At 60.2% G+C, this 17,258-nt stretch carries 16 protein-coding genes; 8 read left to right on the forward strand and 8 right to left on the reverse strand.

The features are described 5' to 3' along the window. Positions 1 to 206 precede the first annotated feature (206 nt). From LJD29_RS02770 to LJD29_RS02790, 5 genes are all read left to right on the forward strand, one after another. Positions 207 to 1,100 carry a phosphoribosylaminoimidazolesuccinocarboxamide synthase gene (locus tag LJD29_RS02770; protein WP_446744230.1) on the forward strand — a complete coding sequence of 298 codons (894 nt, stop codon included), beginning with the start codon at positions 207 to 209 and terminating at the stop codon, positions 1,098 to 1,100. Positions 1,101 to 1,107: 7 nt separating this feature from the next. Continuing rightward, on the forward strand, positions 1,108 to 1,647 hold the full coding sequence (locus tag LJD29_RS02775; RefSeq protein WP_446744231.1) for a CvpA family protein: 540 nt from the start codon (positions 1,108 to 1,110) through the stop codon (positions 1,645 to 1,647). 73 nt (positions 1,648 to 1,720) lie between these two features. Next, positions 1,721 to 1,999, forward strand: coding sequence for a helix-turn-helix domain-containing protein (locus tag LJD29_RS02780; protein ID WP_446744232.1), 279 nt, complete (start codon positions 1,721 to 1,723; stop codon positions 1,997 to 1,999). Positions 2,000 to 2,059: 60 nt separating this feature from the next. After that, entirely contained in the window at positions 2,060 to 2,812 is a 753-nt protein-coding gene (locus tag LJD29_RS02785; RefSeq protein WP_446744233.1) for an HAD family hydrolase, read from the forward strand. An 8-nt stretch (positions 2,813 to 2,820) separates the two neighbouring features. Beyond that, on the forward strand, positions 2,821 to 4,710 hold the full coding sequence (locus LJD29_RS02790; protein WP_446744234.1) for a secretin GspD/PilQ domain-containing protein: 1,890 nt from the start codon (positions 2,821 to 2,823) through the stop codon (positions 4,708 to 4,710). 64 nt (positions 4,711 to 4,774) lie between these two features. On the opposite strand, the gene glgA is transcribed toward LJD29_RS02790, so the two are convergent. Then, complete coding sequence (gene glgA, locus LJD29_RS02795) at positions 4,775 to 6,232, reverse strand: glycogen synthase GlgA (protein ID WP_446744235.1); 1,458 nt, start codon at positions 6,230 to 6,232, stop codon at positions 4,775 to 4,777. A gap of 114 nt (positions 6,233 to 6,346) precedes the next feature. Here glgA and rsmA point away from each other — a divergent pair, with 114 nt between their 5' ends. Further along, positions 6,347 to 7,135, forward strand: a complete 789-nt coding sequence (rsmA, locus tag LJD29_RS02800) for a 16S rRNA (adenine(1518)-N(6)/adenine(1519)-N(6))-dimethyltransferase RsmA (RefSeq protein ID WP_446745868.1) — start codon at positions 6,347 to 6,349, stop codon at positions 7,133 to 7,135. Here rsmA and LJD29_RS02805 read toward each other — a convergent pair whose 3' ends face one another. Together LJD29_RS02805 and LJD29_RS02810 are read right to left on the reverse strand one after the other, a co-directional pair. Then, the gene (locus LJD29_RS02805) at positions 7,136 to 7,972 is read right to left on the reverse strand and encodes an alpha/beta fold hydrolase (RefSeq protein WP_446744236.1); all 837 of its coding nucleotides are present in this window, start codon (positions 7,970 to 7,972) and stop codon (positions 7,136 to 7,138) included. A gap of 106 nt (positions 7,973 to 8,078) precedes the next feature. Beyond that, a complete protein-coding gene (locus tag LJD29_RS02810; protein WP_446744237.1) occupies positions 8,079 to 8,939 on the reverse strand; it encodes a DUF92 domain-containing protein in 861 nt (286 codons plus the stop codon). A gap of 161 nt (positions 8,940 to 9,100) precedes the next feature. On the opposite strand from LJD29_RS02810, the gene LJD29_RS02815 reads away from it, so the two are divergent. Beyond that, on the forward strand, positions 9,101 to 10,618 hold the full coding sequence (locus tag LJD29_RS02815) for a YncE family protein (RefSeq protein ID WP_446744238.1): 1,518 nt from the start codon (positions 9,101 to 9,103) through the stop codon (positions 10,616 to 10,618). Between the two features lie 122 nt (positions 10,619 to 10,740). Here LJD29_RS02815 and priA read toward each other — a convergent pair whose 3' ends face one another. The 3 genes from priA to coaBC are packed head-to-tail and all read right to left on the reverse strand — an operon-like array spanning position 10,741 to position 15,285. After that, on the reverse strand, positions 10,741 to 13,206 hold the full coding sequence (gene priA, locus LJD29_RS02820) for a primosomal protein N' (protein ID WP_446744239.1): 2,466 nt from the start codon (positions 13,204 to 13,206) through the stop codon (positions 10,741 to 10,743). A gap of 3 nt (positions 13,207 to 13,209) precedes the next feature. Continuing rightward, complete coding sequence (locus tag LJD29_RS02825; protein ID WP_446744240.1) at positions 13,210 to 14,070, reverse strand: uracil-DNA glycosylase; 861 nt, start codon at positions 14,068 to 14,070, stop codon at positions 13,210 to 13,212. Continuing rightward, entirely contained in the window at positions 14,071 to 15,285 is a 1,215-nt protein-coding gene (coaBC, locus tag LJD29_RS02830; protein WP_446744241.1) for a bifunctional phosphopantothenoylcysteine decarboxylase/phosphopantothenate--cysteine ligase CoaBC, read from the reverse strand. 99 nt (positions 15,286 to 15,384) lie between these two features. On the opposite strand from coaBC, the gene LJD29_RS02835 reads away from it, so the two are divergent. Further along, complete coding sequence (locus LJD29_RS02835; protein ID WP_446744242.1) at positions 15,385 to 16,194, forward strand: PhzF family protein; 810 nt, start codon at positions 15,385 to 15,387, stop codon at positions 16,192 to 16,194. 35 nt (positions 16,195 to 16,229) lie between these two features. Here LJD29_RS02835 and rpoZ read toward each other — a convergent pair whose 3' ends face one another. Beyond that, positions 16,230 to 16,463, reverse strand: a complete 234-nt coding sequence (gene rpoZ / locus LJD29_RS02840; RefSeq protein ID WP_446744243.1) for a DNA-directed RNA polymerase subunit omega — start codon at positions 16,461 to 16,463, stop codon at positions 16,230 to 16,232. Between the two features lie 32 nt (positions 16,464 to 16,495). Beyond that, positions 16,496 to 17,188, reverse strand: a complete 693-nt coding sequence (gene gmk / locus LJD29_RS02845; protein ID WP_446744244.1) for a guanylate kinase — start codon at positions 17,186 to 17,188, stop codon at positions 16,496 to 16,498. Positions 17,189 to 17,258 lie beyond the last annotated feature (70 nt).

The following is a 17,258-nucleotide window of genomic DNA, read 5'->3' on the forward strand; positions in this document are numbered from 1 at the left end:
TTCACCGCAAAGTCAATGGTCACGATAGTAATCGAATGTAGCTTTTATTTTGCATTCCAGTGACCTTACTTTGCCTCTTGACGGCGAACGCCGGTCGTGACAGGCACGCGTCACACCGCGTGAATGCTGTGTTTACCACGCGTTGACAAAGCATCCCGGGAACCTGAGAATCGAAATTCAGATTGATTCTCCAGGAAGGCCCCCTTTTGCCAGCTCTCATCGAAACCGACCTAAGCCACCTAGCCCTGCACGCTCGCGGCAAAGTTCGTGACCTCTACAACGTCGGTGAATTTCTTCTGCTGGTAGCAACCGATCGCATCTCCGCTTTCGATCACGTGCTTGCTACCGGAATTCCGGGCAAAGGCAAGGTGCTCACGCAGCTTTCGCTTTTCTGGTTCGACTTCCTAAAGAACATCGTTCCAAATCACCTGATCACCGCGGATGTGAACAAGTTTCCCGCCGAGTTGCAGGACGACCGCGATCAACTCGAAGGCCGATCCATGCTGGTGAAGCGCGCGCAGATGTTTCCGGTGGAGTGCGTCGCCCGCGGTTACCTCTCGGGCTCCGGCTGGAAGGAATATCAGGGCACGGGCAAGGTCTGCGGCATTCCTCTGCCTGCCGGACTCCGCGAGTCGGACAAGCTGCCTGAGCCGATTTTCACACCCGCCACCAAAAGCCTCGATGGCGAGCATGACATCAACATCTCTTTCGACGAGATGGTTGCACGTGTTGGTGCACCGAGCGCGGAGAAGCTGCGCAGCCTTACACTGGATATCTACAATCAAGCCTCCGCTTATGCCGAAGAGCGCGGGCTGATTCTGGCTGATACAAAGTTTGAGTTCGGCACCACATCAGAAGGCATCATTCTGGCCGATGAAGTTCTTACCCCGGACTCGTCTCGGTTCTGGCCGAAGGATCAATACGCGCCCGGCGGCGCGCAGCCATCCTTTGACAAGCAGTTCGTTCGTGATTACCTGGAAAGCATTCACTGGAACAAACAGGCCCCAGCGCCGGGACTTCCGGATGAGGTCTCCTCGCGCACACAGCAGAAGTATCTCGAGGCTTACCGTCTGCTGACGGGCAAGTCTCTTTCGCTCTAGGGTATCGATGGCCGTTATCGATTGGCTGATCGTTGTCGTTCTCGTTGTCTCAGTCTTGTCGGCGGCCAAAAAGGGTTTTTTTCTCGAAGTCTTTTCGCTTGCCGGCGTGGTTGCCGGCTTGCTGCTGGCCAGTTGGAACTATCAACGGCTGATGCCGTGGGTTTCGCGCTGGATTCACACCTGGCAGGTCGCCGAGGCGATTTCTTTCCTCGCGATTGCGCTGGGAGTGATGATCCTCGCCGGACTTGCAGGACGGATCATCCGCTGGTCGGTGCATTCGATCGGACTGGGCTGGGCAGACAGGCTGATCGGTGCGGCATTCGGCTTCGTGAAGGGTTGTGTTCTGGTCGTGGTGGCAGTGCTGGCAGTGGCGGCCTTTTTACCGAAGGCCACATGGTTTCAGCAATCGCGGCTGGTTCCGTATTTTTTGGACGCAGCACATCAGGCTTCGATTGCGACGCCGGTTGAGCTGGGTCAGCGCATCCGGCAGGGCGTAACTACCCTGCGGGAGACGCAGTTGGACTGGATGAACCGGCGGTCGTTCTAACAATTCGCCGGCTGGAAGATTTGGAATTTATCGACGCGGGTCAACAACCCCGCGCACAGAAAGAGGAATTTCTTTGAAACGTGAACTGGATGAACTGGTAACAAAGATGCATGACGGGGGAATTACCTACGAAGAGGCCGTTCGCGAGTTCAAAAAGCGATTCCTGATCGAAGTCCTTTCGCATCACCGGGGAAACCAGTGCAAGGCTGCCAAGGAGCTTGGCATGCACCGCAACACATTGAGCCGCACCATTGCCGAGCTCGAGATCGATTTCGCACAAATTCGCGTCGGGCTCAAGCGTCCGCCCCGCAGCGAACGTCCTGTATTTGCGGTTAAGCAAACGGTCCGCTAAGCCAGCTTCTTCGTGCGTGGCTCGGCCTTGCTTTACTCTAAGTACAAGGCAAAAGGACGAGTGAGCACCCAGAATTTACAGAATCAGACGGCAGCCGCCACCCCGAGCCGTCGCGTTTTCGAGCGCGATGGCTTCGTGTGGGACGCGCAGGATGCCTACCTCTTCGACATTGACGGCACGCTGTTGCGCAGCCGCGATCGCATCCACTACAACTCCTTCGCTTCGAGCGTGCGCAGCGTGATGGGCCACGAACTTAATCTCGATGGCGTGGTTCTGCATGGCAACACCGACCCCGGCATCCTCTGCGAAGCCTTCCGCCTGGCCAGGCTCGATGAGCGGCAATGGCAGCCTCAGCTTGAGGCAGTGCTCAAGGCCATGCGCAACGAAGTCGAAGCGCAGCGCGACCGGATGCAGCTGGTGAAGATGCCGGCTGTCGACGAGACGCTTGATTACCTCCAGCAGAAGGGCGCCGCACTGGGCGTCGCCACGGGCAATCTTGAATCCATTGGCTGGCTCAAGCTTGAGGTGCTGGGAATTCGCAACTGGTTTACCTTTGGCGGATTCAGTGACGACTACATCCTCCGGTCAGACATGATCGCGCACGCCATCGAGCAGGCACGGCAACAGTCCAGTCCTGGTGCAAGCGTCTGCGTCGTGGGCGACACTCCCGCGGATATCTCCGCCGCGCGGGCAAACGGCCTGCCCACCATCGCCGTCGCCACCGGCAACTACACCTTCGATCAGCTGATGGAGCACGAACCCGAGGTCTGCGCCACCACGCTCGCCGATCTGCTGGCCGCGAGGAGCGCCTAGCCGCTGCCATGAACGTCCGAACCAGTGTCGCCGCAGCTCTCGCCGTCATCCTGGCGGCAGGGCCATGCCTTGCCCAGGAGCAATCCACGCAGGGCCCGGCCGCTGCCACGGCAAAACCCGCCAAACCAATTTCGGAGCGCGACCGCAGCAAGGGCGAGAAGCTTTATTTGAAGGGTGTAAAGGCCCTCGAGGATCATAATCCCGGCGATGCAGAGAGCTACTTCGAGAAGGCCTCCGCGCTGGTGCCGGATAACGACCGCTATCGGGCCCTTGTCGGAATTGCACGCCAGCACAGGGCGTCGGAACTGGTCCAATCGGCGGAAAAAGAGCGCATCCTCGGCCAGTCAGAGAAAGCGCGCGCCGACCTGCTGCTTGCCTATCAGCTCGATCCGAAGAACACGATCGTCACGCAACACCTCGATGAGCTGGCTCACGACAACGACATCGATACGGAAAAACTCTACCCCGGGCCGGAGATGGCCGCCTCCGCCATCCAGCTTGCGCCCGCTAAGCGTACGCAAAGCTTCCACCTGCATACCGGCTCGCAGGATCTTATCCGCCGCGTTCTGACCAGCTACGGCCTCTCGGTTTCGATCGACAGCTCGGTACACAACCAGTCCGTGCGTTTCGATGCCGACGACGTCGACTACAGCCAGGCAGCGAAGATGCTAAAGCTGGTAACCAACACCTTCATCGTGCCGCTCGACCCCAGCCGGGTGCTGGTGGCAGAAGACACCAAGGACAATCGCGAGCATTTCCAGCGGCTGGTGTACGAAACCGTCTATCTGCCGGGCCTGACCCCGGCCGAAATGACCGATGTCAGCAACCTGGCAAAGAATCTCTTCGATGCCACGCAGGCCGTGGTTTCGGTGAGCGGCTCTTCCCTGCTGGTACGTGCCCCGGAAGACCGTATGAGGGCGCTGAACCTGACGTTAAAAGACCTGCTCTCCGGGCATAGCCAGGTTCAGCTGGACGTGAAGCTTTACAGTCTCGCAAAGACCCGCACTCTGAACATCGGTATCCAGCCTCCGTCGCAAACGACGGTGTTCAATGTTCCGACTGAGTTGAACAGTGTACTCTCCAGCAACCAGAGCCTCGTGCAGGAGATCATTTCGAGTGGACTGGCCAGCGCAGGCGACGACACAGCCATTGCTGCAATTCTCATCGCCTCCGGCGCATTGACCGGCACCGTATTCAATACGCCCTTCGCCCTCTTCGGTGGCGGCGATACGCTGAGCGGCCTCGGCATCGGCTCCATCACGGGCAACCTCGCATTGAACTCGAGTGATACGCGCGCCCTGGACGACATCAAGGTCAACGTCGAGAATCAGGACGAAGCGACCATCCGCAGCGGCACCCGCTACCCGATCGAAACCTCGAGCTATTCCAGTCTTTCCGGATCATCGGTGAGCATTCCCGGACTTTCCACCGCGGGCATTTCAAGCAGCCTGGCATCGTTGGGCATCAGCTCCGCCGCGCTCGCCAGCACCAACGAGACGATTCCCCAGGTGCAGTATCAGGATCTTGGATTGACGCTGAAGGTAAAGCCATACATCGAGCGGAATCAGGATGTAACCCTGAACATCGACCTAAAAATCACAGCGCTGCAAGGCACCGAGATCAACGACATTCCTGTGCTCACAAACCAGCAATACACCGCCATCACCACGCTCAAAAACGGAGCCAGCGCGATGGTAGTAAGCGCGATGAGCAAGTCGCAGTCCGCGGCCGTAAACGGGCTGCCAGGGTTGAGCGAGCTGCCCGGTTTCCAGTCGACGACGAACCAACAAAGTGAAAACGATGTCAGCAACCTGCTGATCGTGATCACGCCGCACATCACTCACATTGCCCACCCGCAGGAAGTGGGCAACATGATGATCTTCCCGACCCACCCTTAGAAACATGTTGTCATCCCTCACGAAATGAGGGATGACAAGTCTCTATATCCTCACCTTAGCGAACCTAACTGCGGCGGCGGGCCACTTCCTCATAGAGCGCGGCGTACTGCCGGGCAGGCTCTTTCCAGGAAAAGTCCTTGCCCATGCCATTGCGCATCAGCGTGGTCCAGGCATTTTTGTCGTCCCGGAAGAGGTCGGCCGCGCGATGTATTGCGGCCAGAAAACTGTCGGCGTTCTGGTCGTGGAACTTGAAGCCTGTTCCTGTCTTCTCTTCGCCGTTCCACTCTTCGACCGTGTCATCGAGACCACCCGTGGCATGGACCACAGGCACCGTACCGTACTTCAGGCTGTAGATCTGGTTCAGGCCGCAGGGCTCATAGCGTGACGGCATCAGGAAGATATCCGAACCCGCTTCGACCTTGTGCGCCAGGGCATCGTCGTAGCCGATGCGGACGGAAATGCGTCCCGAATACTGCTCATGCAGCGAACGGAACAATCCTTCGTAATAAGGCTCTCCCGTGCCCAGCGCGACGAGGAAGACATCTTCGTTGAGCAGGCGGTTGGCAATCTGGGCGATCAGGTCGAAGCCCTTCTGAGTCGCGAAGCGCGACACGATGCCCAGTACCGGCGTTTCGTCCGCAACCTGCGAAGCACCGAAGGCGTGCAGCAGGTCGCGGCGGCATTCAAGCTTGCCTGCCAGCTTCTTCGGAGTGTAGTGCGCCGCGATGTTGTGATCGGTCTCCGGATTCCACAGGGTGTAATCCACGCCATTGAGAATGCCGTGCAGGTCTGCGCCCCGGCTGCGAAGCACCGAATCCAGCCCATTGCCGAACTCAGGTGTCGTGATCTCTTCTGCATACCTGCGGCTTACCGTGGTGATGGCATCGGAGTAGACGATGCCGCCCTTCAGATAATTGAAGGTGTCATACTGCTCCACCTTGTCCATGGTGAAAATGTCCCACGGAAGGAGCAGGCGCTCGATCGTCTGCGGCGGAAACCATCCCTGGTACCCCGCATTATGGATGGTCAGAACGCATCCCGCATTGCGCAGCGCAGGGTCAAAGTAATAGGTCGTACGCAGGTATACCGGGATCATCGCCGCCTGCCAGTCATGCACGTGGAAGATGTCCGGCACGCCGAGCTGTTTCGTTGCTTCGAGCACAGCACGGCCGAAGAGCCCGAATCGCTCCCAGTTGTCGAGATAGTCGCCGGTCGGCGTTGCGTACAGCGATTCCCGGTCAAAGAGCTCGGGACAATCCACGAAGCAGATCTGCACACCCTCGTGCAGGCCGCCATCGAGAATGGTGACGAAGCGGTTGTAGTACTCAAATGGAATCGTAATGCTGCGGATGACCGGCTTTTTCTCCGGGGCCTTTTCGCGCACCTGGCGATAGTAGGGCAGATACACTGTAACGCGGTGGCCGAGTGCCGCGATCTCCTTCGGCAGCGCGCCAATCACGTCGGCGAGACCTCCGGTTTTAACGTAAGGGATACATTCCGACGCGGCGAAGACAATGTGCATAGTGATCTGACTCCGGTGTTGTCTTTATGATGCAGGAAAGGATGCTGAGTCGCGAAACCATGCTGAGTCTAACCTTGGCGGCGACCCAGCGGCAACGCATCGAAGGAGTTCCAACTGAAGCAGAAACCCAAACTGGGGCAGAATTTCCTCGTCGATATGAGCGCCTGCCACAAGATTGCAGACGCCCTCGGGGACCTATCGGAAAAAACCGTCATCGAAATCGGCCCGGGCGCTGGCGCCATCACAGAGATTCTCGCCCGCCGTGCGCGGCGGCTGGTGGCAATTGAACTGGACCGCGAGCTGGCTCCGCGCCTCCGCGAACAGTTTGCCGGACAGCCTTCCGTTGAGGTCATCGAAGCCGATGTTCTCAAGACCGACCTGATGGCGCTCCGCCAGGGCGGCGAGAAAGCCAGCGTCGTCGGCAACCTGCCTTACTACATCACGTCAGACATCCTGCTGAAGCTTTTCGCGGACAATGAAATGATCGACCGCGCTGTTGTCATGGTGCAGCGCGAAGTGGCCGACCGTATCGCCGCCGACCCCGGCACGCGCGATTACGGCATGCTCTCTGCCACCTCGCAGCTCTATGCGCGCGTGGAGCGCATCCTGACACTGCCTCCAACCGCCTTCATGCCACCGCCCGAGGTGCACTCGACCGTACTGCGGCTGACCATGCGGCCGCGCTTCACCGAGCTTGCAGTGGAACCGGAACCGTTCTTTGCATTCCTGAAGGAGTCTTTCGCACAGAAACGGAAAACGCTCGCAAAGAATCTGCGAGCGTCCGGTCTTACAGCGGATGTATTGGCTCCGGCATTCGAAGCGGCAGGCGTTGCGCCCATGGCGCGCGCCGAAGAACTGGACCTGGAAGCGATGGCGCGGCTCTTCCGCGCCCTGCGGAAATAATCAGTGCGCGGGTGCAGCCAGCCACTCGCGCATCGCGAGGTTGCAGACCTCGGGCATCTCTTCAAATGGAAGATGGCCGGCTCCCGGCAATACCAGCAACTCCGAGCGTGTGAGCACGCTGCTCAGGCTTTGGCCGGAGGCAAGGTTGACCGCGCGGTCCAGATCTCCCCAGATAAGCAGGGCAGGCTTCTGAGCCAGCCGCGAAAGCTCGACCTTCAACTGGCGCATGTCCTCAAACCAGCTGCCGAGGATTTCCAGGACATGATCCATCGTGCCCGGAATATCGAGGCCTTCGGTGTAGGTCTCGAGCGTTCCTTCGGTCACCTTCGAAGGATCTCCATACATGCGGGCCAGGGCCTTTTCGTGAATCGCGCGCGGAAGCTTCGGCACACGGCGCCCCAGCCATAGGCCGAAGCGTGTCTGGAAGAAGCGAATGACGGGATAGCGCGCCCGGCAGAATGGATTGGCCGGCGCAAAAAGGATCAGCTTGCGCACGCGGTCTGGATGGCGGGCGGCAAGCATCATGGCAATGGCTCCGCCATGCGAGTGGGCCGCAATGTCCGCCGAGTCGAGACCGAGCTCGTCCATCAGCATGATCAGTCGATCCGCCGTGGCCTGCAGGCTGGCATCGAGCCCGATGACGCGCTCAGACTTGCCCATGTTGAACAGATCGACGGCATAGACCCTGGCTCCGCCGGCGAGGAACTCAATGTTCTGCCGCCAGCTCTGGCCGGAGCCGATAAGACCATGCAACAGGATAAGGGGACTACCGGAACCGGCAATCTGGAGATGGAGAGACACGCCATCCACGGTCACTGTTTGTTCGACGATCGCCAATTCCCTGCTCACATGAAGAAAAACTCGGCAGCAGAGTGGGGAGAAACGAGCCCGCAGCCGGAAACTCCAATGTTACAGGAATGTGAATCAAGTCCAAAGAAGTTTTTTACCGCGTGAGCAGCGTCGCGCCTCCTGCGGTCACCAGGGCGCTCGCCAATGTGGAGAGAAAGTTCACGGCATCGTTGTTCAGCAGTTGGGCGCGCTCGAGCGTGGCGCCGATCAGGCTGTCGAAAAACAGCCCGAAGATGCCGCCTCCGCAGCACAGGGCGATCTCAACCGGGGTGAGTTGAAAGATCGAGCCGCCGAGCAGGGCGATCACAAGCGCTCCGGCGCATCCAGCCAGAGTTCCCTTAAGGCTGATCGCTCCGTCGGTCCCGGCTGGAACCTGCCGCATCGTCGTAAGCATACGTGGCGTGCCCCCGAGAACCTGGCCCAGCTCCGAAGAGAGCGTATCTGCCGTTGCCTCGGCCATGGCAGCGATTGAAGCCATGAGCGCAAACCGGCCGGCAGGAAGCCCGAGCAGTACTTTAGTCGTGCTCAGCGGAATCCCGGCGGCGACGGCGATTCCCAGGTTTGCGACCACCTGCGCGGCATTGCGCCCGTGTTTCTCCTCGGCGAGCCCCATCTGCTCCTTGCGGCCGCGCCCAAAGCGGGTGGCGGCAAAGGTCAGCAGGAAAAGCGTCAGCAGTGGCCAGAGCAACGTGTGCAGGCCGGGCGTCCAGAAATAAAGGCAGGCGGTGAAGAGACCACCAGTCGCGGCGGCTCCCGCTGTAGCCGCCCGTAACGACCATACAAGCAGGGCAAAAAACAGCCCCAGTCCGAGCGCCAGCGCAGTCTGTAGCGACTCGATAGGCCAGCGCACCAGCGTTTCGAGCGAGGCAAACACCGCCGCCAGGGGCAGGATCAGCAGAACAATGCCCTGCGACTGCCACCGCAGCCCTGCGAAATTTCTTTCCAAATGCGTCATTATGCTCCAGCCATGGTCTAAAACTGGGTGGGCGACGATGTTTCCCACCCACGGCGGAACTACTCCGCCCACCGTGATTTACAATCATCTTTTATCAGGATTTGCAGTCTCCAGGCATTTCCCCGTCAGGTTGTGGAGTGAGGTATTTGCGAGTGCAGAGCATGAAATGGCTGGCAGCCGGCGCGCTGCTGGTTTTGGCAGGAACCATTGGCTGTGGAAGCCAGTATCGTCCCGTTATCAATCCTGTAACGCCAACCGGTCCGCCCGCACAGCCTACCGGTTACGTTGTAGTTCTCTCGCAACCCGGCCTCGATCCAACTTCGCTTCCTGAGAGCGCGCCTCCGTGCCCGGCGGGCACCGGCGGTGTACCGGGTACCTATACAGACGACGGCATCGTCACCATTGTCGATTTCTCGGGTGACAGCGTCATGGCGACCGCCAACCTCGGCAATGGCCCGGTCGGCTTCGCGCTCGACTCGACCGGATCGAATGCCTACACCGAGAACTGCGACGGAACTCTCTCCACGATTCCGGTAAGCACCTCGCTCCAGACGAAGAACGTGCTGAGCAGCACCCTGCTCGACACGCCCATCGCCACCGGCGGATCGGACGTTGCCCCGGTGCCGATCAACGCGCTCGCCATCACCAACGGCCAGTACATCGTGGAACAGGGCCGCAATGCCATTGCCGCGATGACCGGCTCGCCGACCGCGCTGAAGCAGGAAGTCTTCGTCGCCCCGAGCGTGATCACGGTAACTGGCATTCCAACCTCACAGCGCGTCTACTCCATCAGCCAGGGCAACAGCGGCACTGGCGGCAACCTTGCCTGGGGCTCCTGCTCGGCCCCCAGCAGCGTGAGCGTGCCGGGTGAAGCTGACGCAATCGAGGTAGCCACCAACAACATCTCCGCAAAGATTCCCCTGGGTGTCTGCCCGGTCTATGCCCGCACCTCTTCCGACGGCAAGCGCACCTTCGTCCTGAACAGAACCAGCGGCACGATCACGGTCATCAACAGCCAGTTGAACCAGCTCGACAACACGGCCCAGGCAGCGTCCAGCCTGCATGGCGTCGGGATCATCAACCTGTGCGACCCCAAAAGCGCAACGACCGCCTGCGGCGCGGGACCGGTCTTCGCCTCGCTCTATACCAACGGTGGATTGCTGGTGGTTGCAAACTACGACAACAGCACGGTCAGTGTGATCGACGTGAACCTCGACGTCTATGGCAATGACGGACCGAACTTCGGCAAGGTGCTGGCGACCATCCCGGTCGGCGCAAACCCCGCAACCCTTACGGTCCTGCAGGACGGCAGCCGCGCCTACACCGCGAACAAGGGCGATGGCACAGTATCGGTCGTCAACCTGACCAACTACACCAACCAGAAGACGATTCAGCTCGGCACCAACACACCCAGCCCGCAGTCGATCACTTCGACCTACAACTACCCGACCGGCAAGGTTTACGTCAGCTCGCAGTCGAGCCCCTACCTTACTGTCATCCGGACCGACACCGACGTGATCGAATCCACCGTTCTTACTGGCGGCAACATCGTCGATGTTCACACCACCGTACAGTATGCCGGCACCGGAACCACCACGACGACCGGTACGACAACAACAACCACGAACGGCACCAATGGACTGACGCAAAGCCGCTCGGTTGGTTCAGGCGCTCCATAGCCGGAATGCACCGCTCAAGCGAAAGGCGCCCTTCGGGGCGCCTTTCTTGCTTTCTGCGATTTGCCGGTTCCTGTGTTTGTCATGCCGAGCGAAGCGAGGGACCTGCACCTGTGCTCCAGGGCCTACATCAGGCTGACGGCGTCGACATCGACAACCAGGTTCCTTCGCGGAATCCCTTTCGCGTCGGCATGAGCCAGCGCCATTCGCAATGCCCTCGCGAGTTGCTGCCGCTTCTCGGCCTTCAGAACCAGGTGAAAGCGATAGATGCGCTTTACCCGTGATAGAGGAGCCGTCGCCGGGCCCAGCACACGCACTCCATCGAGTTGCGTCGACTGAAACCAGCGCCCCAGAGTGGACGACCATCCGGCGGCTTCTTCAAGATGCGGGCTCTGGATGATCAGGTTCGCCAGCACTGCGTACGGCGGATAGTGCATCCACCTGCGGTACTTCATCTCGCGCTCTACAAATGCGTGAAAATCATGCTTCGCAGCGCACTGAACCGCGTAGTGGTCGGTGTGGTAAGTCTGCACAAGCACGGTGCCAGGCAGATCGCCGCGACCTGCGCGCCCTGAAACCTGGGTCAGCAGCTGGAAGACGCGTTCGGCAGCGCGAAAGTCCGGCAAGCCGAGCGCGTGATCGCAACCGACCACGCCGACCATAGTCACGCCGTGGATGTCGTGCCCCTTGGCGATCATCTGCGTGCCAACCAGCAGGTTAATCTCCCCCGAATGCAGGCGCATCAGCAGGCGCTCCATGTCGGAGCGGCCCCGTACCGTGTCTCGATCCATGCGGCCGATGCGCGCGCCGGGAAACAGCTCCTGCAGGCGCTCTTCGCCCTGCTGCGATCCTGCGCCGAGATAGTAGAGGTGCTCGCTCTCGCACTTGGGGCAGCGCTGCGGCACCGTCCTTTTGTAACCACAATAGTGGCATTCCAGCCGCTGCCCCACCTGCGCATGACCGTCTTCGCTGGTGACCGGCTTGTGATAGGTCAGCGAGATCGAGCAGTTCTCGCATTGCAGCTTTTCTCCGCAGGAGCGGCACATCACCACGAAAGAATAGCCGCGGCGGTTCAGCAGGATGATCGCCTGCTCGCCGCGCTCGAGCGTGGCCTGCGTCCGCTCAATCAGGGCTCGGGAGAAGAGATGCTCCTGGCCTGTCTCCTGGAACTCCTGCCGCATGTCGACCAGTTCAACCTTCGGAAGCGGACGCCGGTTTACCCGCTCATGCATCTCGATGCGCGCATATCTGCCCTGCGTAGCGTTATGCCACGATTCAAGCGAAGGCGTAGCGGAACCCAATACCACAGTCGCATTCGCCAGCTTGGCCCGCATCACCGCCGTATCGCGGGCATGGTAGCGCGGCGTCGACTCCTGCTTGTAACTCGAATCATGCTCTTCATCGACAATGATCAGTCCCAGGTTTTCTACCGGAGCGAAGACGGCCGAGCGCGTTCCCACCACGACCCGCGCATCACCTTTGCGGATGCGGTGCCACTGCTCGGAGCGCTCTTCCGGCGTAAGCGCAGAGTGCAGCAGGGCAACCTCAGAGCCGAATGCATGATGCAGCTGCGCTGCCATTGCCGGTGTGAGACCGATCTCCGGTACAAGAAGAATTGCCGACTTGCCGTGATCGAGTGCCTTCTGCATGGCGGCGAGATACACCGCCGTTTTGCCTGATCCCGTCACGCCGTGCAGCAGATGCGGACGGAACTCGTTCGTCTCGACCGCCGCCGTAATCGTGTCAAGCGCAGCCTGCTGCGCATCGTTCAGCGTGAAGCCAGTACGATGCATGCCTGCAAGAGCTGACAGATGAAAATCCGCGGCACGCTCTTCAATCCTGACCAGTTCACGCTTCACGAGTGTTGCAAGGGTAGACGCCGGAACTTCGAGGCGCTTCAGCTCCACGACCGGCAGCTCGCCGCCTGCTCCTGCAAGTTCGGCGAGAATCGACTGCTGGTTTTCGTTCAGCTTAGGCAGGCGCGTGTCAGGAATCAGCACGGCATAACGCACCAGCCTGCGCGCATCGCGCTGCTCTGCGCTGGTCTCGCGTGCGATCCACTTCTTGCGCAGCATGCCGTCGATCAGCTCACGCGTGACACCGGTTGCCGAGCGCAAAGTCGCGGCCTTCACCGGCTCGCCATGCTCGAGATAGTTCAGCGCCTTGTATTCGGCGTCCTGCTCTTCGGGCGTCCGCCGTGAGCGTCGCGAAGATCCCTGCTCTGCGCCTTCGTACAGGGCCTCCCTGCCCTGCTCGGTGATGCGGTAGAGAACCTGCTTCTTTACCTCCGCCATCAGCGGCAACATCGACCGCATCACTTCGCCGATGGGCGCGATGTAATACTGCGCGATCCACTCGGCCAGCGCGGTCAATTGCGCGGAGAGAAGCGGCTCTTCATCCAGAATCGCAAGCACCGGCTTGGCTTCGACCGGCGGCGGATCGTCATGCACACGCATGACCATGCCCGCCATCTTCTCATTGCGAAAAGGCACGAGGACGCGCGCGCCGACCGTGGGCACAGCATGAGGCAGTGAATAAGTGAATGTCCGGTCGAGCGGCACCGGCAGCGCGACATCGCAGAAGGCAGGCACGCGTCAGCCCTTTGCCGCAGGCTTCAGCCCAAGTTCCTTCATCGCGATCTGCAGATCCTTCCACGCTTCCTTCTTCTGCGTGGGATCGCGCAGCAGATACGCCGGATGATAGGTCACGATCAGTTTCGAACCGCGCGCTTCGTGCATGTGCCCGCGCAGCGAGCTTAATGAAGACTTGCGCCCGAGCAGATACGTCGCCGCCGTCGAGCCCAGCGCCACGATGATCTCAGGCCTGATCACATCGATCTGACGGAAGAGAAACGGCGAACAGGTATTCGCTTCCTCGGGCTCAGGCACGCGATTCTGCGGCGGACGGCACTTCACGATGTTGGCGATGTAGACCTCTTCGCGCTTGAGGCCCATCGCGTTGATCATGTTGTTGAGCAGCTGCCCGGCTTTTCCGACGAACGGCAGACCCTGCGCGTCTTCATCCGCACCCGGACCTTCGCCCACGAACATCAGTTTCGCGTTTGGAGTGCCATCGCCGAAAACAATCTTGTGCCTTCCCAGGAAGGCAAGCGGGCAGCGAGTGCATTCGCCGATCTCGGCGCGAATCGCCTCAAGTGCAGCGGGCTTGTCTGCGGCGGGAATCATCTCCGCAGGCACGGGCATAGACAACGCTGGAGAGATAGGCTTGCGTGGTGGCATTTCCGGCTCCGGGAGATTCACAGGCACGGGTTCCGCGCTCGCTGCAATCTTTGTAACAGTTACGGTTTCTTTTTCAGGCTCAACAATGGACGCTGCTTCCGGCAACTGCAGGGAATCAGGTTCACCGTTGCGATAAAAATCGTAGACGCCGAGGTCGCGATAGTAGCGCAGCCGCGCGCGTACCGCCTCGGCGAGTTCAGGGTCGAGCTGCGCCATCTATTCTGCGACCAGGCTCTGCGGCCGGCGCAGCGTGAGAATCTCTTCGAAAATGCGGTCGGCAAGCTGCCGCTTGCTCATCTCCTGGAGATCGAGTGCGATATGTGGCGTAAGAAAAGTCGCGGCGTTGCGGTCGGAGTCGAAACCGACGCCTTCACGTGAAACATCGTTCACCACAATGGCATCTGCGCCCTTGCGAAGCAGTTTGTCGCGCCCATGCGCAACGACATTTTCGGTCTCGGCAGCAAAGCCGATGATCAGCTGCCCTGGATGCTTCCGCGCGGCTACTTCCGACAAAATATCCTCGGTCGGCTCGAACTCGACCGTCAACGGACCGGTGCGCTTCATCTTCTGGTCGGACTTGATACGCGGGCGATAATCGGCCACCGCCGCCGCCTTGATGATGATGTTCGCCTCATCCATGCGGCGCAGTACCGCGTCCCGCATTTCACCCGTCGTCACCACCGGAACCAGCTCGCAGTTCGCGGGTGGCCGCAGGGCCGTCGGAGCGCTGATCAGGATCACGCGCGCGCCGCGGCGTTCGGCTGCTTCCGCCAACGCGTAGCCCATCTTGCCGCTCGAGCGATTGCCAAGAAAACGCACCGGGTCAAGCGCCTCACGGGTTCCGCCGGCGGTAATCAGCACCGTCTGCCCCTGCAGGTCGTTGCGATGGTTCAGTACGCCGAGAACCGCTTCCACGATCGCCGGAATCTCCGTCATGCGGCCGCTGCCCTGCATGCCGCAGGCGAGATATCCATCGCCTGGAGGCACAATCGTGACATTGCGCTGGCCCAGCGTCTCAAGGTTCGCCTGCGTCGCCGGATGATTCCACATGTTCACGTTCATCGCAGGGGCGACAATCACAGGCGCGGTCGTTGCAAGGTAGAGCGTGCTCAGGAAGTCATCGGCCAGCCCGTGCGCGAACTTTGCAAGAATGTCCGCAGTGGCCGGAGCTACGACCAGCGCCTCGGTCGTCTGTGCCGCATCGATGTGCTCAATCGCGGAGGAGAGATTGTCCGAATTATCCTCCGCGGACCACATGTGAGTAATCACCTTGTGCCCCGTGAGCGATGCGAAGGTAAGAGGCTGCACGAACTTCGTCGCCGCCTCGGTCATGACGACATGAACATCGAGCGCCTGCCGCTGCAGGGCACGCACCAGCTCCGCTGCTTTATAGGCGGCAATGCCGCCGGAGACGCCGACCGTAACTTTCATATAAAAATTGTACGCCGGCGCCAGGCTCCGGACGCAGGTGGAAATCGCGTCCCAAATTCCGGCTCTGAACAACTTTCCGGCTTTGGCTAAGATTGAGTCATGGCACACCTCACGCTCGCCACCGTCGACGCTTTTACCAGCAAGCCGTTCTCCGGAAACCCCGCGGCCATCTGCCTGCTCGAACAGGCGATGCCCGAGGCCTGGATGCAATCCGTGGCCGCTGAAATGAACCTATCGGAGACTGCTTTTCTGCTGGCGCAGGCAGAGGGCTACGGACTGCGCTGGTTCACACCCACAAGCGAAGTCGACCTGTGCGGCCACGCCACACTGGGCAGCGCGCACTTCCTCTGGGAGTCAGGCATTCTCTCTGCCGATCAGCCTGCGCTCTTCCACACACGCAGCGGACTGCTCACCGCGAAGCGTCTTCCGGAGGAAGGTAGCTGGATCGAGCTGGATTTCCCCCAGAAGCAGGTCGATCCGGCCGAAGCGCCTGGCGACCTCGAAAAGATTCTCGGCGCGAAGCCGGTCTTTATCGGCAACAACAAAATGGATTTCCTCGTTGAGGTGGAGAGCGAGGAAACGGTACGGAACCTGAAGCCCGACTTCGCGGCTCTTGCGCAAATCGAGGCACGCGGCGTTATTGTCACCGCCCGTTCCGGCGGTGAAGCAGACATCGTTTCACGCTGTTTTTTCCCACGCGTCGGCATCGACGAGGATCCCGTGACCGGCTCGGCGCACTGCGCGCTCGGCCCGTACTGGGCTGCTCGCCTGGGCAAGAAAGAGCTACTCGCCTTCCAGGCCTCGAAGCGTGGGGGATGGATGCGACTGCAACTGGTGGGGGACAGGATTCGCCTGATTGGACAGGCAGTCACAGTAACTCGCGGTCAGCTGTTGCACGCGGAGAGGTAGAGGAGAAGTGGGGACTTCTCCCCTGCACGTGTAGCTTACGCGATCACGAACTTCGGAATGTCAGGAGCCGCAATCTCCGGCTTGAGCACCGGGGCGTTGGGCTTCACATAGCCAACCTTGCCTGCCGCAATTTCATCTTGAGCGACCTTGCAGGCTTTGCCGGAGCGGGAAGCTACCAGCGGCTGGGATCCGTTTTGCAGCTGTCGGGCGCGACGTGCAGCGACCATTACGTAACGAAAGTTGCTGTCGAACTGCTGCTCTACACTCATGGCGTCACCTCAGGAAAGTTGCTTCGGCGAGCTCAAACGGGAGCTGCCTCCGCGTTAACGACTCCGAAAGCCTGAAGCACCGGACGGATGCGCGCCTCAGAGTTTCGCTGGCGGCATGACTCCGCCTTGGCTATCAGCTCTTTGTCCTCTTCCGACACCGCGCCGTGGTTGCGGCTGAGACGTTCGGCAACGACGATGGCTGCCATCTCCTCGACTGCCCGGTCGAGTACATCGTTGACGAGAATATATCCATATTCTCGATAATTCTCAATCTCCCGTCGCGCATTTGCGAGGCGACGGGCGATAACTTCATCCTGCACAGAGCCTTCCGCGCGGCTGCGATTTCTGAGCCGGGTGGCCAGAATGTCCGGCGAGGGAGGCATGATGAAGATGCTCACGGCGTCCGGCATGCGGCTGCGAACCTGCGACGCGCCCTGCACGTCGATATCGAGCAGCAGGTCCTTCCCCTCGGTGAACGCATGCGCCAGGGAGCCACGGCAGGTGCCGTAATAGTTGCCAAAGACCTCGGCGTGCTCCAGGAATTCGCCTTCCTGGACCATGTCCTCAAACTTGTCGCGGGAGATGAAGTGGTACTCGCGCCCATCCGTCTCCGAGCCGCGTGGGGCGCGTGTCGTATAAGAGATCGAGAAATCCAGATTGCCCACCAGGGAGCGCATCTGGTTCACCAGCGTGGATTTGCCCGAGCCGGAAGGCGCCGAAATCAAAAATAAAATTCCTGCCAACGTACCAGTCTCCCTTTTGCTGTGTAGCTTGCCGCTTTACGATCCCGGCGAG

Source organism: Silvibacterium acidisoli (assembly GCA_022870745.1).
Lineage (GTDB): Bacteria > Acidobacteriota > Terriglobia > Terriglobales > Acidobacteriaceae > Silvibacterium.

Coding starts and splice junctions, on each gene's coding strand:
- LJD29_RS02825 (WP_446744240.1), bottom strand. CDS start 14,070: ATGGCGCAGCTCGACCCTGAACTCGCCGAGGCGGTACGCGCGCGGCTG.
- rpoZ (WP_446744243.1), bottom strand. CDS start 16,463: ATGAGTGTAGAGCAGCAGTTCGACAGCAACTTTCGTTACGTAATGGTC.
- LJD29_RS02815 (WP_446744238.1), top strand. CDS start 9,101: ATGAAATGGCTGGCAGCCGGCGCGCTGCTGGTTTTGGCAGGAACCATT.
- LJD29_RS02790 (WP_446744234.1), top strand. CDS start 2,821: ATGAACGTCCGAACCAGTGTCGCCGCAGCTCTCGCCGTCATCCTGGCG.
- LJD29_RS02775 (WP_446744231.1), top strand. CDS start 1,108: ATGGCCGTTATCGATTGGCTGATCGTTGTCGTTCTCGTTGTCTCAGTC.
- coaBC (WP_446744241.1), bottom strand. CDS start 15,285: ATGAAAGTTACGGTCGGCGTCTCCGGCGGCATTGCCGCCTATAAAGCA.
- LJD29_RS02810 (WP_446744237.1), bottom strand. CDS start 8,939: ATGACGCATTTGGAAAGAAATTTCGCAGGGCTGCGGTGGCAGTCGCAG.
- glgA (WP_446744235.1), bottom strand. CDS start 6,232: ATGCACATTGTCTTCGCCGCGTCGGAATGTATCCCTTACGTTAAAACC.
- LJD29_RS02835 (WP_446744242.1), top strand. CDS start 15,385: ATGGCACACCTCACGCTCGCCACCGTCGACGCTTTTACCAGCAAGCCG.